We start from the raw sequence: 21,071 nt of genomic DNA on the forward strand, positions 1-21,071 counted from the left end.
GCCCCATTTTTCGACTACTGTAATTCCCGGATCTTGTTTTCTAAGGTCTGAAATCTCACTTCCGGATCTCTTGAATCACTTGGAGGAACTTCCTTTCAATACTGATGAGCAGGTTTTGATTGATTCCCGGAATCCTGATGATGAAGAAATCACTGTTCCCTTTGTTTACACATTCTCCTTCCATCCCTTGCAATGGCCCCCCTAGGATTTTAACCTGTTCTCCTTTTTCAATTTCAGAACCATCAGTTTCCACTGCCACACCTGTTTCCAATATTCTATGAATAGTATCAATTTCCTGTTGTCTGACAGTCGCATGCTCGCCCGAAAAATTCACAAACTTTACGGCACCAGGGACCTGAAGTGCCTCCCATAAGTTTGGTTTGGTAGTTTTCACAAAAACGTAGCCATTGAAAAGTGCTTTTTGAACTTTCTTTTTCCTATCACTCCATTGTCTGATCTCCTCGATCATTGGGAGATACACTTCCAAGCCTCTTTCCCTTAATCTTGTCGCCACTTTTTTCTCGGCCCTTGAGGTAGTGTATAGGACAAACCACTGATAATCCATCTTTAAAATACTGTTTTTTTTATTTGCAAAAGTATTAAAATTTAAAGCAACAAATGGAGAGAAACGACTTTTTGAATTATTAAAACCATTTGAAAATTAAAAACTCCCGGAAAACGATCCCGGGAGTTTAAACATTTAAAAACCACCAACCTTTATTTAATCATGCTATTTCAATCTACGAATCAACATGTTTAATTTATCTGCCAATAAATACATGACAGGTACGATAACTAACGTCAAGAATGTCGCAAAGGTTAGACCAAATATTACAGTCCAGGCCATTGGCCCCCAAAAGTCTGCATTATCACCCCCGACAAAAAACTGCGGATCAAAAGAACTCAGCAATGTCCCGAAATTAATGTTCATCCCAATGGCCAATGGAATCAAACCCAACACGGTTGTAACCGCAGTCAACAAGACAGGCCTTAACCTTGTTTTTCCACCTAGCACAATACTATTGAGCAATTCATCTATGGGTAAATACTCTCCATCTTTCATGTTAAGTTCTTCCCTTTTCCGTTCCCTTACCAAATTTGTGTAATCTATCAAAACAATGGCATTGTTCACCACAACTCCGGCCAGAGAAATAATACCGATTCCGGTCATGATTACCACAAAGTCCATGTTGAAAATCACCAAACCCAAAAACACCCCTATGGTACTCAATACAACGGAGGCCATAATTATAAAAGGCGTGGTGACAGAATTAAACTGCGCAACAATTATTAGGAAAATTATAGAAACAGCTATAAATAAGGCTCTCATCAAAAAAGCCTGAGATTTGGCCTGTTCCTCTTGTTCCCCTGTGAATTTCACACTGATACCTTCCGGGACATCAAACTGCGCAACCAACTCCTTTAACTGATTATTGATCTCAGTGGCATTATATCCATCCGTCACATTGGAAAAAATTGAAATCACTTTATTCAGATCCTTCCTTTTTACGGAGCCATAAGTAGAACCGTATTCCAATTCAGCAACTGCTGAAATCGGTACTTCTTTTTTATTTCCGAATTTATCCCTGAAGTTTATTTTTTTGTTTAAAAGGGAAGATAGATCGTAACGGTATTCATCTTTCAGTCTCAACGTAATCGGATAATCTTCTTCCCCTTCCTTGAACTTTGAAACCTCGAAGCCAAATAGGGCTGTTCTCAATTCATTGGCAATGGAAGAAGTTGATAAACCAAATCTTCTGGCTTTTTCCCGATTAATTTTCACCAATACTTCCGGACTGCCTAATTCCAAATCAGATTTCAATTCTTCAATTCCAGGAATGTTTGCCGAAGCAAGATACTCCCTGAATCTCCCCACATATGCAATTAATTTCTCATATTCTTCCCCACTGATTTCTATATTGACTGCTTTTCCTACAGGTGGTCCATTTAGCTGTTTATCAACGGTAATCAACACACCGGGATACTTCTCAACCATATCGCGGATTTCACCCATAATCCTATTGGTATTCACTCCATTTCGGAACTGGTATTCAACAAAACTGATTGTGACCTTGGCTTTATGGGGGGTATTGGCAATACTAGGTCCCTCTGCCTGATCACCCGTTCCTTGGCCAACTTGTGTGATTACAGCCTCTACGATATCTCCATAAGGTTCAAGCAGGTCCAATAATTCCTCTTCCATTTCAAGCATGAATTTATTAGTGGCCTCCGTATCTGTGCCGATTGGATTTTCGATAAATACGTTGACCAGAGCCGGTTGATTATCTGGAAAGAAAAGGATTTTAGGTGATCTTATCCCCAACAAAACCAAGGACAAAATCAGCAACAAAAATGTTCCACCGAGAAACAAATAAGGATTGATCCCTTTCAAGGCAAATTGAAGAGTCTTTTCATAGAAATTTTCCAAAGAAACCAAGAAAACATTCTGAAACCATCGGATGGCATTTCTTAATACAAAAACATTGAATATAGTAAGAATTGAACCTAGCATAAATAGGTTTCCAAAGGTGTTGGATCCTGCCAGATACCCTATGATAGCCAGAATTGCAAATATCAATGCTACAATCAATGGTTTCTTCTTAGGCTTTTTTACATCAAAATCCTGTATTTTCATATACAAGGAAGTCAAAACAGGATTGACCACCAAAGCAACAAATAAGGAAGATGACAATACTATTATCAAAGTAATCGGGAGGTATTTCATAAACTCTCCGATAAGATCATCCCAAAAGGCCAATGGTAAAAAAGCCGCTAATGTTGTCGCCGTGGATGTAATTATTGGCCATGCAACTTCCCCCACCCCTTCTTTGGCAGCACGGATAGGAGATTTACCTTCCTGCATCAACCTGTAAATATTTTCTACTACCACGATTCCATTGTCCACCAGCATTCCAAGTGCCAAAATCAGAGCAAACAATACCATCAGGTTGAGAGTGATTCCTAGAGCGTTCAAGATCAGAAAAGATATGAACATGGATAATGGAATGGCTATACCTACAAACAAGGCATTTCGGAAACCCAAGAAAAACATCAGGACCAAGACAACCAAAATTACTCCAAATATGATACTGTTTTCCAGGTCACTCACCTGCGACCTTGTTCTGGTAGATTGGTCATTGGTAATGGAAATATTCAGATCGGCCGGAAATCTTTCCGCTTTGGCATTTTGTAGGATTTCTTTGATTTTATCTGATGCATCCAACAAGTTTTCTCCACTTCTTTTGACAACATTGACCGTTACCACAGGAAGTCTGTTACTCCTTGCATAACTCTCCCTCTCTTTGTATGTATCAATTACTTCGGCTACATCTGATAGGTAAACAATCTTATTTTCCTCCGTTTTGATGATAATATCATTCAACTCATCGGGGTGTTTGAACTCACCTGTGACCCTTAACGACCTTCTGAATTCACCGGAAAGTATATTGCCCCCTGAAATAGTTACATTCTCCTGGGAAACAGCATCAGAAATATCACTGAAAGAAACTCCCAAAGCTTCCATTTTATAGATATCAGCATCAATCCGGATTTCTCTTTCTATAGTACCTCTTAATTCTGCTTTGGATATCTCTGCGAGTTTTTCAATTTCGTCCTCCAGGTATTCACCATATTTCTTTAATTCTTCCTCTGTATAATTCCCAGAGAGATTGATATTCATGATGGGAAAGTCGGATGTGTTGATCTCAATTACATCCGGATCCTGATCGAGGTCAGTCGGCAACTCACTTTTGGACTTGTCCACTGCGTCTTTCACATCCTGTATGGCTTTGGAGATTTCTACTCCGGGATTGAACTCTACTACTATGGAAGAGAAATCCTGAACAGAGGTGGAAGTGATATTTTTGACATTATTGATGGATTTCAGCTCCTTTTCAATAGGTCTTGTTATCAGGTTTTCCATATCCACGGGAGAGTTACCGGGATAAGCTGTACCAACATAAACAGTAGGGATGACAATCTCGGGAAAACTTTCTTTGGGCATGGTCCTGTAAGCCAATAGCCCCAAAACGGTAATTATCAGAACCAGAATCACCACCGATGTCTGGTTGTCAACAGAAAGCGAACTTAGTCCAAACTCCCTGATTACTCCTTTTTTCTTATCTTCTACCTGTGACATAAGTGAATCATTGGGCTATGTTTACAGCAAAATTGTCTCCTACTTCCCTGAACCCTTTATCAATTAGAATTTCGTTTCCTGAAAGACCTTCTACAACTTCAGTAATCTCTTTATAAGTCAGGCCTCTTTGGATGTATCGTTTCTTACTGACCCCGTTTTCAACGGTGAAAACATAATCTCCTTTACTATCCTGAAGGATAAGATAATTGGGAACTGTTACGGCATCAGGATTTTCATAATCTCTTATTTTCAATACCGAAAGCATATTGGGCTTTGCGAATTCAAGATTGGGCAGTACAACCTCCACTTTAAATGTTCGGTTATTTTGATTGATTATTCCACCAATAGCAGAAACCCTAGTTGTGAAGTCCTTATTGACAGAGGGGAAATGTATATCCACTGAATCTCCTTTACCCAGGATACCAATGTATCTTTCTGAAACATCAGCCTCAATGAAGAGATCGCTGTCTCCAACAAAACGAAATAAAGAAACTCCCGGCTGAACCAGTTCCCCGGTACGGACCAGTACGTTTTCCACAGTTCCGTTAAATGGAGCTTTCACTAAAGTTTTTGATTTCTGGGTTTTTAAAGATTCCAAATTCTTTTCAAGGGTTTCTTTCCTGTTTTTAGCTTCCAGGTATTGGATTTCGGTTCCTATCTGTTGATTCCAAAGGCGTTCCTGTTTTTCAAATATTATCGATGCCAATTCCATCTGTTTCTCGACCTCTTCAATATTTCTTTGGATAGATTCATCATCTATTCTTGCCAAAACCTGACCCTTCGTCACGCGCATTCCTTCTACTGCATTCACCTCTTGGATTCTTCCTGATACTTCTCCTGAAATATTCACATCTTTTTTGGAAAGTACAGATCCTGTTACTTCAACAAAATGCTCAAAATGGGTCTTTTCAGGCTTTGTAGTGGAAATTAAAACAGTTTTTCTATTGGTAATTCCAAATTCAGGATCCAATACCGCAATTTCTTTTTCCAAAGTTTCTATCGATGTTCTGAGACTGGCAGCCTCAGACTTCATTTTGGCCAACTCTTCTTTTTTTGCAGTCAGTTCATCTTTTTGTCCACAGGAGGAAGCCATTACAATCATGGCAAGGATCAAAAATGGAAAATTAGTTTTCATATTAGTTTAGTATATTTTCTTTTTTAAATTTTTTAAAGGATACCCAATGCTTTTTCCAAGTCTACCTTGGCAATTAATGCATCATAAAGGGCTGAGAAATAATTGGATTCTGCCTCTTTCAGCGCAGAATCTGCTTCCACCACCTCGAAGTTGGAACCTACACCTTCTTCATATTTGATTTTGGTCATTCTGAATACCTCCATGGCCAATTCCCTGTTTTCATCCTGAACCCTAAGGGCCTGAAGGCTGTTTTGGAGATTGGTTCGAGATTGAAACTTTTCTATTTCTATATTCTCTTCAATAAAATATTTCTGATTTTCAAGCTGTTGGATCTGAACCCTGTTTTGTTGGATTTTAGCACTTTTGGTCAATCCATCAAAAATCGGTATGCTTAGATTCAACCCGATAAAAGATCCCGAAACCCATCTATTGCTTTCCCAAATTGCCCCGGTAGTCTGGGCTGCAGCATTTCTTTGATACGTTCCAAAGAAACCTAGTCTTGGCATATATTGGCTTGTATTGTTTCTTAGGTCTAGATTTATTAAGTCAATATTTGTCTTTATCTGATCCACTTCAACCCTCCGTGTTCCCTGAAAATTCAACAGCTCCTGAATTTCATCTTGAGGGTTAAGTTGCTGTAGCGTCTCTGTGAGGGTGATTTCATATTCCAATGGCAAACCCATTTGAAGCTTGAGCAATTCAACACTGATAACCTCAGCAGTAAGAACTTTATCAAGTTCAGTTTTGATATTGTTTCTTTGTACTTTAATTCTGGAAACATCGATCTTTTCGGCAAATCCGGCATTATAAAGTATTTCAGTTTCCTTTAAAAGCGAATCTAATCTTTGCAGGTTAGCTTCAACAATTTTTCTTCTTTCATCATTTACCAAAACAGTGAAATATGCTTTTTTGATGGACTCTTTCACATCATTTTCAGATTTCTCCCTGTCATATTCGGTCAGCATTTTATAAGTACTTGCCGCTTTCAGACCCACAAAGTAAGACCCGTCAAATATCATCTGATTCAGCTGAACGGCTAGAACAGAACTATAATTTGTTCCCAATCGCACACCAATTACGTCTGATTGTGGTGGGTTATTTGGGTCAGGAGGAATAAAACCGCCTTCTGATGGAACGAATACCAATGGGATAATGGCATTATAGGTAAAATCCATATTTGCAGTAATCTGCGGAAGGCCTTCTGCCCTTCTCTCTACTACTAAGGCCTTGGCAGCCATAGTTTCTAATTGTGCGTTTTTCGCATCCACATTGTTTTCCAAAGCATACTGAATACTTTCCTGAAGTGTAAGCTGTATTTTGTTTTGGGAAAAAGACGGATTTGAAAAAAACAAAGCCAACAGGAAAAATCCCATTCCTACATGTCGGTTAATTGTGGTCTTCATAATGCTGATTCTTTTTGTTTTTGATAAGCTTTTAGTCCTTTTTCGGTAAAAATACCATAGAGGAAATGTTCGAAAATTGCTATTTGTAATTCCAATTGATTGAATCTTGAAGGTGGAAATTTGAGCGGATCAAAGGTGGACATCATCTGTTCCATTCTCAATATGGCCATGAGTTCTGAATTGATTTCTTGCCTGACTACACCTTCTACTTTGCCTTTTTCGAGAAGACTCTTAATTTCTTCTGCAACATGATTGTTTCTGAAATCTTCAAAAAGCTGCCAACATTGGGGATAGTACCGCTGTATCTCATTTAAAACCATCGGATTGAAGTCTGCAAATCGTTTTCTGATATAGGTGGTCAAACCCACCAGATGTTCTACAACCCCATCCTGATAATTCGGAATTTTATCCATTTCACACTTATCATGGTCAATGGCAGCGGAAAACGCTTCATAAACCAATTGATTTTTGTCTGAAAATTCCTGGTAGATAGTTTTTTTTGATATACCGGCCTGACGTGCAATATCATCCATAGTCACAGACCTTATACCATACCTCATAAACTGGTCAGTTGCTGTCTCGATTATTTTTTGTCTAGTTTCCAATTCATTCAAAGATTTTGGTACTAAACTCTAGAAACTATCAGAAGGTTCAAAGTTTCTAAAGTTTTTTTTAAAATATTTTATAGATTTCATAAATAAACAAGAATATAAACAATTGAATAAATTCATAAATCAATTTTTAAAAGAATTTTATTCTTTATAACGGCAAATTTTAAAAAATCCTAGAAACTAATTCTAACTTTGCTTTTAAGTTATTTTAAACTGTAGATATGAATTTTCTGGAGACTTCTTTTGGTCATTTGGCCTATAAAAAATATGGAACGGGCAAAAACATGCATTTGCTCTTCCATGGTTTTGGGCAGAACATGAGAGTTTTCGAATCATTTTTACCCCTCATTCAAAAAGACGATTGTTATATCACCATTGACATTTTTTATCATGGCCAAAGTAGCTGGAATTCCATCAATCAAAAACTCACCAAAGAAATCTGGAAGGAAATCATGCTGCAATTGATGAAACAGGAAGGTTTTGAAAAATTTCATCTGATAGGATATAGTATGGGCGGTAAATTCTGTCTGATTACCTTCGAACTTTTCCCCTGCCTGGTCAAATCACTTTTATTGATGGCCCCGGATGGCATCAAAACCGGCTTCTGGTACAACATGGCTACTTTTCCGGGAATTCTCAACAAACTATTCAAAAGAGTAGTGTTTCACCCCGAGCGTTTTTTTAGGATCATGGGGTTTTTGGGAAAACTGGGCTTCCTCGAAAACAGTCTGATCAAATTCGTCCAATCCCAAATGACAACAAGAACCAAGAGAGCACAGATTTATTTTACATGGAATGTTTTTAAACCCTTCAAACCAGACTTGAAAAAAATCATAGAATGGGTAAATGGTAATCAAACAGACATCAGCCTATTTACCGGGGAATTTGATAAAATGGTGCCTTCAAAAAATCTGAAAAACTTCAGTTCCAAAATCCCACATATCAACTCAGTAGAACTGCCCTGTGGCCACAATAGCCTGATTGAAGAAACTGCACAGCATTTCAAATCAATTAATGATATCCCAAATAACTAACCGAATTGATTTGAACATGAAATTTGGTATTTTTGATAGACCTTAAATCCCATAAACTATGAAAATCATCAAAAACATGGCGATTGTTATAGTCGCCATTCTCCTAATCCCATTTGTTATTGCCTTATTTTCAACAAAGGATTATTCAGTGGTAAGGGAAATTACCATAAATAAGCCACAAGAGGAAGTTTACAATTATACCAAATTCCTTAAAAATCAAGATGCATTTAGCAAATGGGCATCTATGGATCCTAATATGCAAAAGGAATACAAAGGAACCGATGGACAGATTGGCTTTGTTTCCGCGTGGAAAAGTGAAAACCCTGATGTGGGTTCAGGGGAACAGGAGATTCTGGCTATTCAAGAAGGCAAAAGAATTGATTATGCTTTACGGTTTTTTGAACCTTTTGAATCTGACGATAAAGCATTTATGGAATTTGAAGCCCTTAATGACAGCCAAACCTTGGTAAGATGGGGATTTGAAGGACATTTTTCATATCCTATGAACGCAATGTTATTGGTAATGGATATGGAAAAAATGATCGGAGATGATTTCCAGACCGGACTTGAAAATCTAAAAAGAATTCTAGAAAACTATTAAAAAGACCAACAGATTCTCCGTTGGTCTTTTCAATAGTTCAACTCGTTTTTTATCGGGCAAATTTTTTTAGCTATCTCCCATTTTCCTCTTCTAGAATTCCCGATTTTCTTATAAAGTTTTTTCTCTTGACTCTTGATTCTTAGCTCTAATTTCTCGCTTCTCGCATCTCGCTTCTTGAATCTTATGTCTTGCGTCTTAAGTCTAAAGTCTAATTCAAAACACAGGGAACTCCTTTTCCAACCCTTCAAAAGCATCAATCATTTCCCATTTTGGCTTGAAATAGTCAAATCGTAACCTTCCATTGATTGTTCCTTCAGACACAAATTGCAAAGCCGCTTTAAGTCTTTTTTCTTCCCTATCATTCCAGTTTCTTGATAAGTCATCAGCTACTTTATAGTTTGCAGGAAAACCATTGAAATATTCAGCCCTTCCTTCTGCATTCTGAGTAGCAAATGTAATTGGAACCAGTTCAACATTATTTGCACTCAGCGTCCTGTTAAAAGAAGATAATGGGAATGAACCTACAGGTTTTCCGTATGTATCATCTCCTAAAAGAATAACTTCCATGTAAGGCTCCAAAGAGTTGATCAGCAATTCTGAAGCGGAGGCAGAACCTCTTGATGTAATCACCAAGAGTCTATTCAGATTCAGTGTACCTGATTTGGAAAAGTTCGTTGTTTTATTGAAAGAACTTTTATTTTCATTGTGTTTGTCAATAAACATTACTTTTCCATTCGCAGAATTAGGTACCAGATAATTTAAAATCTGGGCTGTAACCGCAACAGAACCTCCCCCATTCAACCGAAGATCTATTATCAGTTCATCAATATTTTGGGCCATAAAAAAGTTGAAACTGTCTTCTACTTCTTTACTCCTTGTAGGGGTAAGTCCTTGTGTAGCCCTGAAACTCTGGTACACCCAATGGCCAACTTTCTTTTCGCCGACTTCATAGGCATTCTGATACAACACTGAATTGGTCTGAAAAGCATCTTTTAAAATAGTACGGGTAGTTTCTGTTCCATCAGGAAGTCTGAATTTGAAGGTATTAGACACTCCTATTTCATTTGGACCCAACTGAAAATTGTAGCCACCACTGGCTGTTTTATATTGGGCGATAGGTTTTCCATTGATTTCTATAAACTGCCAACCTCTCTGCCAACCATCTTTTCCTGCAGGACCTTCATTATAAACAAAAGAAACAAACCAATTTTCATCCTGATCGATTCCAAGGCCAAAACCATGAACACCTGTAGCCTGTCCGGTGAAAGCTGCATTGAAAGCCTCCCTCGTAGTCAAATAGGACCATCTATCCAGATCCTTGAATACCAGAGCATCCAGAACTTCCTGATTAGATGCGTATTGGGAAACATCGAATGTCTCCTGAATTTTTTCCTCCCAAAAGTAAAACTCTTTCATGCTATTAAAAATAGCCGTTTTGACAGCGTTTTCAATCTTAATGGGATCTACATCATCAGATTCTGGATTGCAGGAAATGAAAGGTGCTGCCAATAACAGCAACATCCAAATAACATTGAAGCGAAGTTTTTTCATTGAAAGGAAATTCGTGTAGCAATCAACTGACCCACAGTTGCGAATAAACTAGATCACAAAGTCATATACTTGAACTTTGTTCCATTTGTTCGAATTTTTTTCGATGAATGCCAAATGCATCGGATCTACCTGATAATCATTTTGATCCTCAATGCTGTCAAAAAATAAAGTACACGCTACTTGGTAGCTATGATCTACCACTGATCTTTTCTCGGTAGGTGCCGGAGTTCCCATATAAAACTTCGCAACACTTTTACATTTTCCCAATACGGCAGCTTCTTTTTTAAAATCATTGACTTCAACATCGTCATTCAGCCAAAAGAAAACCTGGTGAATCATTTTTTGTTTGTTTGCTTGTTCTGCCATAAGATTAATAGGTAAGGTAGCCGCAGCACCTGCGACGGTTAAGGTTTGTAGAAATTTTCTTCGGGATTTCATTGATTAAACTTTAAGGAACTAAAGATAAAAATTTAAATTGCTTTCTGAAATGTCCTCTGCAAATAATCAAATCAAAAATGGAATATAGAAATTTAGGCAAAACCGGATGGCTCGTGTCCGAAATTTCACTTGGAACTTGGCAGGTAGGAGGAGGTTGGGGAAAGCCTTTCGATAAAGCACATGCCAACCAAATCATCCGTTCGGCGATTGATCAGGGTATTAATTTCATAGATACTGCTGATGTTTATGATGGCGGATTGAGTGAGGCCGCTGTGGGAAAAGCAGTTCGGGAATCAACAGAACGCATTTATGTCGCTACCAAATGCGGGAGAAAAATTCAACCTCATACCAATGAGGGGTATACACCAAAAACATTGCGTAAACATGTTGAAAACTCCCTTAAAAACACAGGTTTGAACGCCTTGGACCTGATACAACTTCACTGCCCGCCTACCGAAGTATATTATAGAGATGAGATTTTTGAATTATTTGAAAGATTAAAAGAGGAAGGCAAAATCCTGGAAATGGGAGTCAGCGTGGAAACAGTCGATGAGGCATTAGCAGCCATGAAGTATGAGGTTGTTTCTACCATTCAAATCATTTTCAATATGTTCAGGTTGAAACCAGCAGAAGAATTATTTACTCAAGAAAAAATCAATGATTTCGGGATAATTGCAAGGGTGCCATTGGCAAGTGGTCTTTTGACCGGGAAATATAACGAGACTACTGAATTTGCACCTGATGACCACAGGACATTCAACAGACAGGGTGAAGCTTTTGACAAAGGTGAAACCTTTTCTGGCGTTGACTATGAGACAGGTTTGAAGGTTGTCGACGAGTTGAAAGCCCTTTTTGGCGAAGACACTTTTTTGGCTGAGTGGGCCATCAAATGGATTTTGATGCATCCCCAGGTAAGTACAGTCATCCCAGGGGCATCTAAAATAGATCAGGTATTATCAAATGTAAAAGCTTCAGAACATCTTCCCATATCTCCCTACAAAATGGATGCTGTCAAAGACATTTATAAGAAGTACCTGAAGAAGGAGGTTCATGGATTGTGGTAGAGACCAAAAAAGTACTTATCATCACTTACTATTGGCCTCCATCAGCTGGATCCGGGGTTCAGCGGTGGTTGAAGTTTGCGAAGTATTTACCTGAATTCGGATGGGAACCGGTGATATTTACACCGGAAAATCCGGATTTTGACCTGAAAGATGAAAGCTTGTTAAATGAAATCAATCCTCAATTGGAAGTGATTAAATTCCCTATCTGGGAACCATATGGTATATTCAGAAAACTCAAAAAAGAAAAATCAGCCGATACTTCCAAAGTACTTGAAAAGAAAAAAAAATCATTCAGCGACAAGTCTGCAATTTGGTTGAGAGCTAATGTCCTGATTCCTGATCCCAGGATATTTTGGGTTAAGCCTTCTGTTGATTTCTTAAAAGACCTTGTTGAACAAGGACAATTCAATGCCATTATCACCACAGGGCCGCCACACAGCCTACACCTGATTGGGTTGGAGTTGAAGAAAAAGACAGGAATAAGCTGGCTGGCAGATTTTAGAGATCCATGGTCAAAATGGGAATTTTTGGATACTTTACCCATGTTGGATTGGGTCAAAAAAAGACACCAAAAACTGGAAAAAGAAGTGTTGGATACAGCTGACATGGTCACTACCATCAGCCCTACATTTCAAAAAGATTTTGAAAATCTAAGCCAAAGAAAAGTCCACCTCTTGACCAATGGTTATGATTCCGCAGATTTACCGTCAAACTGGAAATTCTCAATTTCAAATCGAGAGATCATAGAAATTCTTTACACAGGGGTGATCGATGCAATCAGAAATCCTTTGCCATTCATCGAGGTTTTTCAGGAAGTTTTTCAAGCTTCAAACAAAAAAGCGATACTTCGCTTTGTCGGCAAAGTATCTGAAGCCGTCGGAAATTTTATTTCCCAAGATCCATGGCTGAAGGAAAATGTTAAATTGGAAGGGTATGTCTCGCATGAAAAAGTGTTCGATTACTACCAAAATGCGCACTTACTGCTCCTTATCCTGACGGACACCAAAAACGCTAAAGGAAATATCCCGGGCAAACTATTTGAATATCTTTCCACAGGCAGACCCATTTTGGCACTTGGAGATCCCAATGGGGATTCATCGTCAATTCTCACTTCCTGTAATGGCGGTAAAGTGATCGCCCATACAGAAAAGGGCGAAATCAAAAATTTCCTCATTAACTTTAATCCCCAATCAGAATTCAAGGTTTCTGAAAAAGTAAATCAATATTCCAGAAAAAACCTTAGCCAACAACTTGCCCGCTTATTAGATGAACAAACATATCCCATTTCTTGATTTAAGTCAGATTCCACTGGATCTGAAGATAGCGCTCAAGGAAAAATTTTCACAGATGCTTGATAAAGGCGTTTTTTCAGGCGGTGAGGAGGTTGAAATCCTGGAAAAAAATCTAAAAGAATATTTGGGCATCAATTACGCTTTGGCCTGTTCTAATGGCACTGATGCGCTAGAACTTGCCCTAAGAGCTTTGGAGATAGGATCTGGGGATGAGGTAATTGTCCCTGCAATTTCATGGGTATCTACAGCTGAGGCTGTTGCCTTAGTCGGTGCAAAACCCGTTTTTATCGACACAGATGCATCAGGGCTAATGGATCTGGATTTACTGGAAAGCAAAATTAGCAGCAGAACTAAAGCGATTATCCCGGTTCACCTTTATGGCAACATGGTGGATATGGAAAAACTATTGTTATGGTCAAAAAAAAACAAAGTTGCCGTAATTGAAGATGGGGCACAGTCATTCGGCGCTGTTCTGAAAGGTAAACATGCTGGAACATGGGGCGACATCGGTTGCTTGAGTTTTTATCCCACCAAAAATCTGGGGGCATTGGGAGAGGCCGGGGCAGTATTAACAGAAGACAGTATCCTGGCAGAAAAACTCAGAAATTTGCTCAACCATGGTCAAACCTTCCGTGACCATCACATTCTGGTTGGAAGAAATGCAAGGATTGACAGCATTCAAGCAGGATTTCTAAATGTCAAATTGGGATTTTTCAGTGCCTGGCAAAAAAGGAGAAAAAACTTAGTTTCAATTTATCTTCAGGAACTGAAAGATATCGCTTCCATCAGTTTGCCGCAGGAAATTCTTTCACCTTTTCATAATGCCCATTTATTCATCATCAAAACCAGCCAGCGTGATGACCTGAGGCAATTTTTAGCCCAAAAAGGAATAGGTACTGCGATTCATTATCCTGAGATCATTCCCTACATGAAGCCATACCTGGATGGACAAAAATATCCTGTTGCGGAAATGATGTCCAAAACTGTGCTCTCTCTGCCTTTGAATCCTTGGATGAAAAATGCCGATGTGAAAAGAATATGTAAGGAAATCAGAAATTTTGGATTCCAAACTTTGGTTTGAACAGTGTTTAATTTATAAAAATAGGTACTATATCAAGGCGATTGGAGGATTGTAGACCCTGGTTTCAGCAACCATAGGTTTAGGTTTTGATGGGTAAAGAAATTCCTGTACTTTTTCAATTCCCCTAATTTTTCGTCACATTTTTATAAAAAGACAAAAATTTTAAGTCTGCCATTACTAATAGTTGCGAAATTTATTAGCTTTACCTGTTTTGTGCGATGGGACACCCAAGCTAAGTTTTCATGATAGCAGAGATTAGTTCCTGTTGTTCCTGAGTTGGTTTGAGAGGAACTGTTGTATAGGTTTTAGAATCAGGAAGGAATACCCTTATCTGGTACATGTTTTTGGTAAGCTCGATAGCTCTGTTTGCAGAAAATGATACTTTCCGTTTTTTAAGAAGTCTTTCCATTTCTTTAAATACAGCATATGACACAAAACAGATACAGATATGTGTCTGTATTCTTTCCGGTATTCGGTGGTAGATTGGCCGTATTCTGATATCTGTCTTGCTGATCCGGAAAGCCTTTTCTATTTGCCACAAGTTTCCGTATGCAGCAATAACCTCCCTGGCTTTCATATCAGTATTTGTAAGATATCCTTTCAGTCCATCCCATCTGGCATCCAGTTGGTATTTGGAATAATCAATTGCCACTTTGATTTCTGATTCGAGCTTGAGGTACTTGTTATATCCTCTGTTATTGATACTACTTTTGTCGATTTTCCCATTTTTGACCTTTTTCTCGAGCTTTTCAAGCCCCTTTTTTCTGTTGTGGGCATCCTTCTTCAGTCTCTTTTCAGAAAAGCTTACAACCAGTCTATAACCGTCTTTTTTAACTTCTCCGGGATTGTCTTCGGTTATTTCCAGTTCCTGAATTGAATCTTTGATCTCTTTGCTTTCATTCCTGATTTTACCCCCCAGTACAAACTTATAACCGTGACTGATAAGTGCTTTGATATTGGCTCCGGACAGTAAGCCTGCATCTGCAATCACTATAGGTTTACCGATGGAAAACTTCTTTTGGATGTTTTCCAGAACAGGTATCAAGGTATATCCCTCATAAGTACTTCCTTCAAAAATATCATATCCAAGCGGATATCCCTCAGAACCGACCAACAGCCCCAATTTTATCTGGGGGTGTTGATGCTTGCCATCTTTTGAATAACCGATTTTCCGCAGATCATCTTCATCCGGGGCCTCAAAGAATAATGTGGTCATATCATAGAAAACAATACCGATATGCCCTCCCAGAATCTTCTCAAAGTGTTTAAATGTTATTTTCTCTATATCCTCTTTGAACTCCTTATGGATCTTGTCCATATACCGATAAATGGAATAAACACTGACTTCCTTGTTCTTGAATCTGGACAGGTAATCTACTGTTTTAAGCTTGGAGCCTGGATAAACCAGTCTGGACATAACCAGGTCCCTAAATAGATCATCGCCTCCGATTTTGTGATAACCCATTGACTCATAAACTCTTCCGAGTATGTTGTCCGGGCCAACTAATTCGATCTGGTTGTTGCCTACATTCGATAGAATGGATTTTAAGCTGCTGTCCCGGTCATTTGAAAACAAATAAGTCTGGCCTTGAATTCTCTCAATTTCAAGCTGGGCCTGGCGTTCAAGAATATCCAACTCCACAGCATCTAAGGAACTCCCGAATGACTTGACCACTTTATTGATCCTGCCAACTTTCTGGATAATCTGAATGCTGAAACTACCACTTGAATTCTTCTTACGTCTCACAAACATGAACTAAAAATAGACCGAGACACCCAAAATCACAAAATCAAAGCAAATAAATAGCTATATTTCAATCACTTAATTTTGAACTAAAACATATCCGCACAAAACAGGAGACAAAAATTTTAAGTCTGCCATTACTAATAGTTGCGAAATTTATTAGCTTTAAGAGACTATGGTTTACAAGACCTGAAAAACCAAAAGTAATTTCAACCATGAAACCCACAGATACCCAAAATCCCGAATATTACCATAAAGTAGTTGACTGCCAATACGCCTGTCCTGCCCACACCCCTGTCCCGGAATATATCAGATTGATAGCTGCAGAGAAATTCACCGAAGCTTATATGATCAATTGGGAATCCAATGTTTTTCCGGGAGTTCTTGGCAGGACTTGTGACCGGCCATGTGAACCGGCCTGCCGTAGAGTGCGGGTAGAAGAAGAACCTGTCGCCATCTGTAGATTGAAAAGAGTGGCAGCCGACAATAAAGGTGACGTGAGGCAACATATGCCCCAAGGCCCCTTCCCTCCGAATGGCAAAAAAATCGCATTGATCGGAGGTGGACCGGCATCATTGACAGTTGCTAGGGATTTGGCACCTTTAGGCTATGAAGTACACCTTTTTGATGAACAAATTGCCGGAGGAGGTATGATGAGAAGTCAGATTCCTTCCTTCAGATTACCCGAGGAAGTATTGAATGAGGAAGTGAATTTTATTTTGGATTTAGGTATCCATACGCAGTTTTTGACTTATGTTAAGAGCCTTAAAGCGGTATTGGAAGATGGTTATGATGCCATATTCGTGGGAACCGGTGCGCCAAGGGGAAGGGATTTGCCCAAACTTCCGGGAAGAAAAGAAGGGGACGCGAATATCCACATAGGAATTGAATGGCTTGCCGGTGTGGCTTTTGAACATACCAAATCCATCAACAAAAAAGTCATAGTCCTCGGAGGCGGAAATACTGCCATGGATTGCTGCAGGACTTCCCGTAGACTCGGAGGCAAAGATGTAAAGGTAGTGGTAAGAAGTCCTTTTGAAGAAATGAAGGCCTCCCCTTGGGAAAAAGAAGATGCCTTGCATGAAGATATCCAAATCATTGACAATCATGTTCCCTTGAGTTTTGAAATTGAAAACGGGAAACTGATCGGAATGAAATTCCAAAAAGTAAAAGCAGTATATGATGAAAATGGAAAGCGTCAACTTTTGCCAACCGGGGAAGATGATGTTTTTATAGAAGCGGACGAGGTATTGATTGCAATTGGTCAGGAAAACAGCTTTCCTTGGATAGAAAGGAACATTGGATTGGAATTTGACAAATGGAATATGCCAATAGTGGACAAAGTAACTTTCCAGTCGACAAATCAAAAAGTTTTTTTTGGTGGTGATGCAGCATTTGGACCCCAGAATGTAATTACCGCTGTAGCACATGGTCATCAGGCGGCAGTTTCTATTCATTTATTCTGTGAGGGTGAAAGCTTGTATGACAGACCATCACCCTATACCAATCTTGTCAGCCAGAAAATGGGGATCCATGAATGGATTTATGACAGTAATGTGGCCATTGACCAACGTTATGTAGTCCCACAGGCCGAAAAATCAATTACACTTAAAGATAGAAAAAAGGAGGTTGAACTGGGTTTTGATATTGCAACTGCTTACCGTGAAACTCAAAGATGTCTCAATTGTGATGTGCAGACGGTATTCAAGGAAGACCGGTGTATTGAATGCGATGCCTGCATGGATGTCTGTCCTACATCCTGTATTACCTTTACCCTCAATGCCGAGGAACCGGAGTTGAGACAAAAACTTTTGGTCCCTGCCGAAAATCTGGAACAGGATCTTTTGGTTTCTTCTGAACTCAAGACCGGAAGAGTGATGGTCAAAGATGAGGATGTTTGCCTTCATTGTGGACTTTGTGCCGAGAGGTGCCCAACCTCAGCCTGGGATATGCAGAAGTATTTTTACTCTGTTACCAAAGCCAATCAAATGTCAACCGCTTTTCCCCCTATAGAAAAATGAGTCAATCCATCAATGATTTTATTGTCCGCTTTGCCAATGTAAACGGAACAGGATCGGCAAGTGCAAACTATCTGTTTGCTAAAGCCATCTTTAGAATGGGAATCCCCGTCACTCCCAAAAACATATTTCCCTCCAATATTCAGGGCTTACCAACCTGGTATGAAGTCAGGGTAAGTGAAAAAGGTTATTTGGGAAGAAGAGAAGGAATTGACCTGATGGTATCCGTCAATCCCCAAAGTATGGCTCAAGATATAAAAAGTGTCAAGCCCGGCGGATATTTCATGTATGATAGTACCAAAAAGCTTCCTGAATCTTATTTCAGAGAAGATATCCACTATTTGGGCGTCCCCATGATGGAATTGTCCAATGAGGCATTTTCGGATCCAAGAAAGAGACAACTCCTTAAAAACATCATTTATGTAGGTGCTTTGGCCAAATTGATCAATTTGGATGTTGAAGAAATAGAAAAACTCGTAGGCGAACAATTTGAAGGAAAGGCTTCTTTGATTGAAGCAAATCACATTGCCCTTCAACTGGGGATGGACTATGTAGAAGCTAATTTTGATTTCCCACTTCCCTTCAGACTGGAGAGAAAAAATATCCTGAAAAACAAAATTCTTGTCGATGGCAATACTGCATGTGGCTTAGGGGCTGTTTATGGCGGTGCGACCGTCATGGCGTGGTATCCCATCACTCCTTCGACGTCCGTAGCCGAAGCATTTGAACATTATTGTGAAGCATATAGAATCGATCCTGAAACCGGTCAGAAAAAATTTGCGATAATTCAAGCTGAAGATGAATTGGCAGCTATGGGGATGGTGATCGGCGCCAACTGGAATGGGGCAAGGGCATTCACAGCTACCAGCGGTCCGGGAGTATCTTTGATGAATGAGTTTATTGGATTGGCCTATTTTGCTGAGGTACCGGCAGTCTTGGTAGATGTTCAGCGAGCAGGTCCCAGTACTGGGATGCCAACAAGAACACAACAACCGGACCTGATGCTTGCTGCCTATGCTTCTCATGGCGATACCAAACATGTACTCTTGCTCCCCTCCACTCCAAAGGAATGTTTTGAATTGACTGCGCAAAGTTTTGACTTGGCTGAGCGTTTACAAACACCCATCATGGTCATGACAGATCTTGACCTTGGAATGAATGACCATATCAGTGATCCATTTGAATGGGATGATAAGAAAAAATATGATCGAGGAAAAGTCCTGAATTCAGAAGAATTGGAACATGTCGGCAAATTCGGGAGATACCTGGATGTGGATGGTGATGGTATTCCTTATAGAACCTATCCGGGAACTCACCCTACAAAAGGTGCTTTTTTCACAAGAGGAACATCTAGGGATGAATATGCTGCCTATACAGAAGATGGGGCTGCTTATAAAAGAAATATGGACCGGTTGATGGTAAAATGGGAAACCGCAAAAAAAATCGTCCCTGCTGCACAACTTTATCAAAACGAAAACAAAAGTAACATTGGAATCCTTTTCTTTGGTACATCTGCTTTTTCCTCTGAAGAAGCTAAAGATTTACTCCATGCAGATAGCGTAATCGTTGATGCTATACGGCTCAAAGCTTTTCCTTTTGGTGATGAAGTGGTGGAATTTGTCAACTCTCATGAATTGGTGTTTGTCATTGAACAAAACCGAGATGCACAGATGCGGAGTATGATGATTATCGAAATGGAAACTAACCCTTCCAAGCTGATACCTGTGCTGAATTATGATGGCATGCCAATTACAGCTGATGCCATAAAAAATCAAATTATCTCTTTTCTCAACAAAGCAAAAACCCAGAACCATGAGTTATATAAAACCACAGTTTAAACATCCTAAGCTGCCCAAAAATAAAATCGGGTATACTATCAAAGAGTATGAAGGTCCTTTATCTACTTTGTGTGCAGGTTGTGGGCATGACAGTATCAGTGCCGCAATTGTACAGGCTTGTTTCGAGATGTCTGTTGAGCCGCATAATGTAGCCAAGATTTCAGGAATCGGTTGTTCTTCCAAAACACCTACATACTTTTTGGGCAATTCCCATGGCTTTAACTCTGTACATGGAAGGATGCCTTCCGTAGCGACAGGGGCAAGTATGTCCAATAAAGACATGGTCTATTTTGGTGTTTCGGGAGATGGGGATTCCGCATCCATTGGCATGGGGCAATTTGTACATGTAATCCGGAGAAATCTAAACATGGTGTATATTGTCATGAACAATGGCTGCTATGGATTGACCAAAGGCCAGGATTCGGCCACTGCTGATCAAGGATCAAAAAGCAAGGCTGGTTCTATCAATCCATTTCAGGCTATAGATTTGGCAAGCTTGGCGATTGAATTAGGTGCATCCTTTGTAGCTCAGAGTTTCAGCGGAGACAAGCAGCAATTGGTCCCTTTGATCAAAGCAGCAATGCATCATGAAGGATTTTCTTTTATCAATGTCATCTCTCCCTGTGTTACATTCAACAACAATGTCGGTTCCACCAAATCATATGATTATGTAAGACAACATATTGAAGCAACATCCACTTTGGATTTTGTACCGGAAATGCCTGCGATCACAGCTAAATACGATAAAGGAAAATCTACCAGAGTCGCTCTTCATGATGGTTCTATCATCCAACTCAACAAATTGGCCACAGATTGGGATCCTGAAGACCGGGTGTCAGTTGCCAATGCCTTGCAACAAGCAAGACTTAAAAATGAAATCCTGACAGGACTGCTTTATGTCAATACAGAATGGAAGGACCTTCATGGAACTTTGAATACTTGTAAAACACCTTTGAACAAATTGAAGGAAAAGGATTTATGTCCAGGGGAAAAAATTCTGGAGGGAATAAATAGAGATTTTAGGTGATAATTTGATCTCAATCTTGGCACTCAGATAACGCAGGTGAGACTGATTTTCACTGATTTATTTTATCGGTGAAAATCTTCAAAATCAGCGCGATCT

General features: G+C 39.4%; 16 protein-coding genes. 8 read left to right on the plus strand and 8 right to left on the minus strand.

Translation table 11 applies throughout. The features are described 5' to 3' along the window. Positions 1-55 precede the first annotated feature (55 nt). The 5 genes from B9A52_RS21495 to B9A52_RS21515 all read right to left on the minus strand — a co-directional run bounded on the left by B9A52_RS21495 (position 56) and on the right by B9A52_RS21515 (position 7,281). On the minus strand, positions 56-565 hold the full coding sequence (locus tag B9A52_RS21495) for a UpxY family transcription antiterminator (RefSeq protein WP_084122643.1): 510 nt from the start codon (positions 563-565) through the stop codon (positions 56-58). A 165-nt stretch (positions 566-730) separates the two neighbouring features. Further along, positions 731-4,138, minus strand: coding sequence for an efflux RND transporter permease subunit (locus B9A52_RS21500; RefSeq protein ID WP_084122644.1), 3,408 nt, complete (start codon positions 4,136-4,138; stop codon positions 731-733). Between the two features lie 7 nt (positions 4,139-4,145). Then, a complete protein-coding gene (locus B9A52_RS21505) occupies positions 4,146-5,273 on the minus strand; it encodes an efflux RND transporter periplasmic adaptor subunit (RefSeq protein ID WP_084122645.1) in 1,128 nt (375 codons plus the stop codon). Between the two features lie 32 nt (positions 5,274-5,305). Beyond that, positions 5,306-6,676, minus strand: a complete 1,371-nt coding sequence (locus B9A52_RS21510; RefSeq protein WP_084122647.1) for a TolC family protein — start codon at positions 6,674-6,676, stop codon at positions 5,306-5,308. After that, the gene (locus B9A52_RS21515; protein ID WP_157370246.1) at positions 6,673-7,281 is read right to left on the minus strand and encodes a TetR/AcrR family transcriptional regulator; all 609 of its coding nucleotides are present in this window, start codon (positions 7,279-7,281) and stop codon (positions 6,673-6,675) included. Before B9A52_RS21515 ends, B9A52_RS21510 begins: the two co-directional genes overlap by 4 nt. Before the next feature lie 227 nt (positions 7,282-7,508). On the opposite strand from B9A52_RS21515, the gene B9A52_RS21520 reads away from it, so the two are divergent. After that, positions 7,509-8,321, plus strand: a complete 813-nt coding sequence (locus B9A52_RS21520; protein ID WP_084122649.1) for an alpha/beta fold hydrolase — start codon at positions 7,509-7,511, stop codon at positions 8,319-8,321. 58 nt (positions 8,322-8,379) lie between these two features. Beyond that, entirely contained in the window at positions 8,380-8,922 is a 543-nt protein-coding gene (locus B9A52_RS21525) for an SRPBCC family protein (RefSeq protein WP_084122651.1), read from the plus strand. Between the two features lie 213 nt (positions 8,923-9,135). On the opposite strand, the gene B9A52_RS21535 is transcribed toward B9A52_RS21525, so the two are convergent. Further along, positions 9,136-10,473: a S41 family peptidase gene (locus tag B9A52_RS21535; RefSeq protein WP_084122654.1), complete on the minus strand. Its 1,338-nt coding sequence runs from the start codon at positions 10,471-10,473 to the stop codon at positions 9,136-9,138. A gap of 48 nt (positions 10,474-10,521) precedes the next feature. Further along, positions 10,522-10,911, minus strand: a complete 390-nt coding sequence (locus tag B9A52_RS21540) for a Dabb family protein (protein ID WP_084122656.1) — start codon at positions 10,909-10,911, stop codon at positions 10,522-10,524. A gap of 77 nt (positions 10,912-10,988) precedes the next feature. On the opposite strand from B9A52_RS21540, the gene B9A52_RS21545 reads away from it, so the two are divergent. Genes B9A52_RS21545 through B9A52_RS21555 form a run of 3 tightly spaced genes read left to right on the plus strand, consistent with a single transcriptional unit; the run spans position 10,989 to position 14,348 of the window. Further along, entirely contained in the window at positions 10,989-11,975 is a 987-nt protein-coding gene (locus B9A52_RS21545; RefSeq protein ID WP_084122658.1) for an aldo/keto reductase, read from the plus strand. Continuing rightward, entirely contained in the window at positions 11,969-13,267 is a 1,299-nt protein-coding gene (locus tag B9A52_RS21550; RefSeq protein ID WP_084122660.1) for a glycosyltransferase family 4 protein, read from the plus strand. Before B9A52_RS21545 ends, B9A52_RS21550 begins: the two co-directional genes overlap by 7 nt. Continuing rightward, the gene (locus tag B9A52_RS21555) at positions 13,242-14,348 is read left to right on the plus strand and encodes a DegT/DnrJ/EryC1/StrS family aminotransferase (RefSeq protein WP_084122662.1); all 1,107 of its coding nucleotides are present in this window, start codon (positions 13,242-13,244) and stop codon (positions 14,346-14,348) included. The genes B9A52_RS21550 and B9A52_RS21555 overlap by 26 nt, the downstream gene beginning before the upstream one ends. 232 nt (positions 14,349-14,580) lie before the next feature. On the opposite strand, the gene B9A52_RS21560 is transcribed toward B9A52_RS21555, so the two are convergent. Further along, the gene (locus tag B9A52_RS21560) at positions 14,581-16,101 is read right to left on the minus strand and encodes an IS1634 family transposase (RefSeq protein ID WP_084122664.1); all 1,521 of its coding nucleotides are present in this window, start codon (positions 16,099-16,101) and stop codon (positions 14,581-14,583) included. Between the two features lie 206 nt (positions 16,102-16,307). Between B9A52_RS21560 and B9A52_RS21565 the strand changes: the two genes are divergently transcribed. From B9A52_RS21565 to B9A52_RS21575, 3 genes are read left to right on the plus strand one after another with little or no spacing between them, the layout of a single operon-like run. Then, positions 16,308-18,113, plus strand: a complete 1,806-nt coding sequence (locus B9A52_RS21565) for an FAD-dependent oxidoreductase (RefSeq protein ID WP_084122666.1) — start codon at positions 16,308-16,310, stop codon at positions 18,111-18,113. Beyond that, the gene (locus B9A52_RS21570; protein WP_084122668.1) at positions 18,110-19,948 is read left to right on the plus strand and encodes a 2-oxoacid:acceptor oxidoreductase subunit alpha; all 1,839 of its coding nucleotides are present in this window, start codon (positions 18,110-18,112) and stop codon (positions 19,946-19,948) included. Before B9A52_RS21565 ends, B9A52_RS21570 begins: the two co-directional genes overlap by 4 nt. Next, the gene (locus B9A52_RS21575) at positions 19,923-20,975 is read left to right on the plus strand and encodes a 2-oxoacid:ferredoxin oxidoreductase subunit beta (protein ID WP_084122670.1); all 1,053 of its coding nucleotides are present in this window, start codon (positions 19,923-19,925) and stop codon (positions 20,973-20,975) included. Before B9A52_RS21570 ends, B9A52_RS21575 begins: the two co-directional genes overlap by 26 nt. Positions 20,976-21,071: the final 96 nt, after the last annotated feature.

The organism is Aquiflexum balticum DSM 16537 (genome assembly GCF_900176595.1).
Taxonomy (GTDB): Bacteria; Bacteroidota; Bacteroidia; order Cytophagales; family Cyclobacteriaceae; genus Aquiflexum; species Aquiflexum balticum.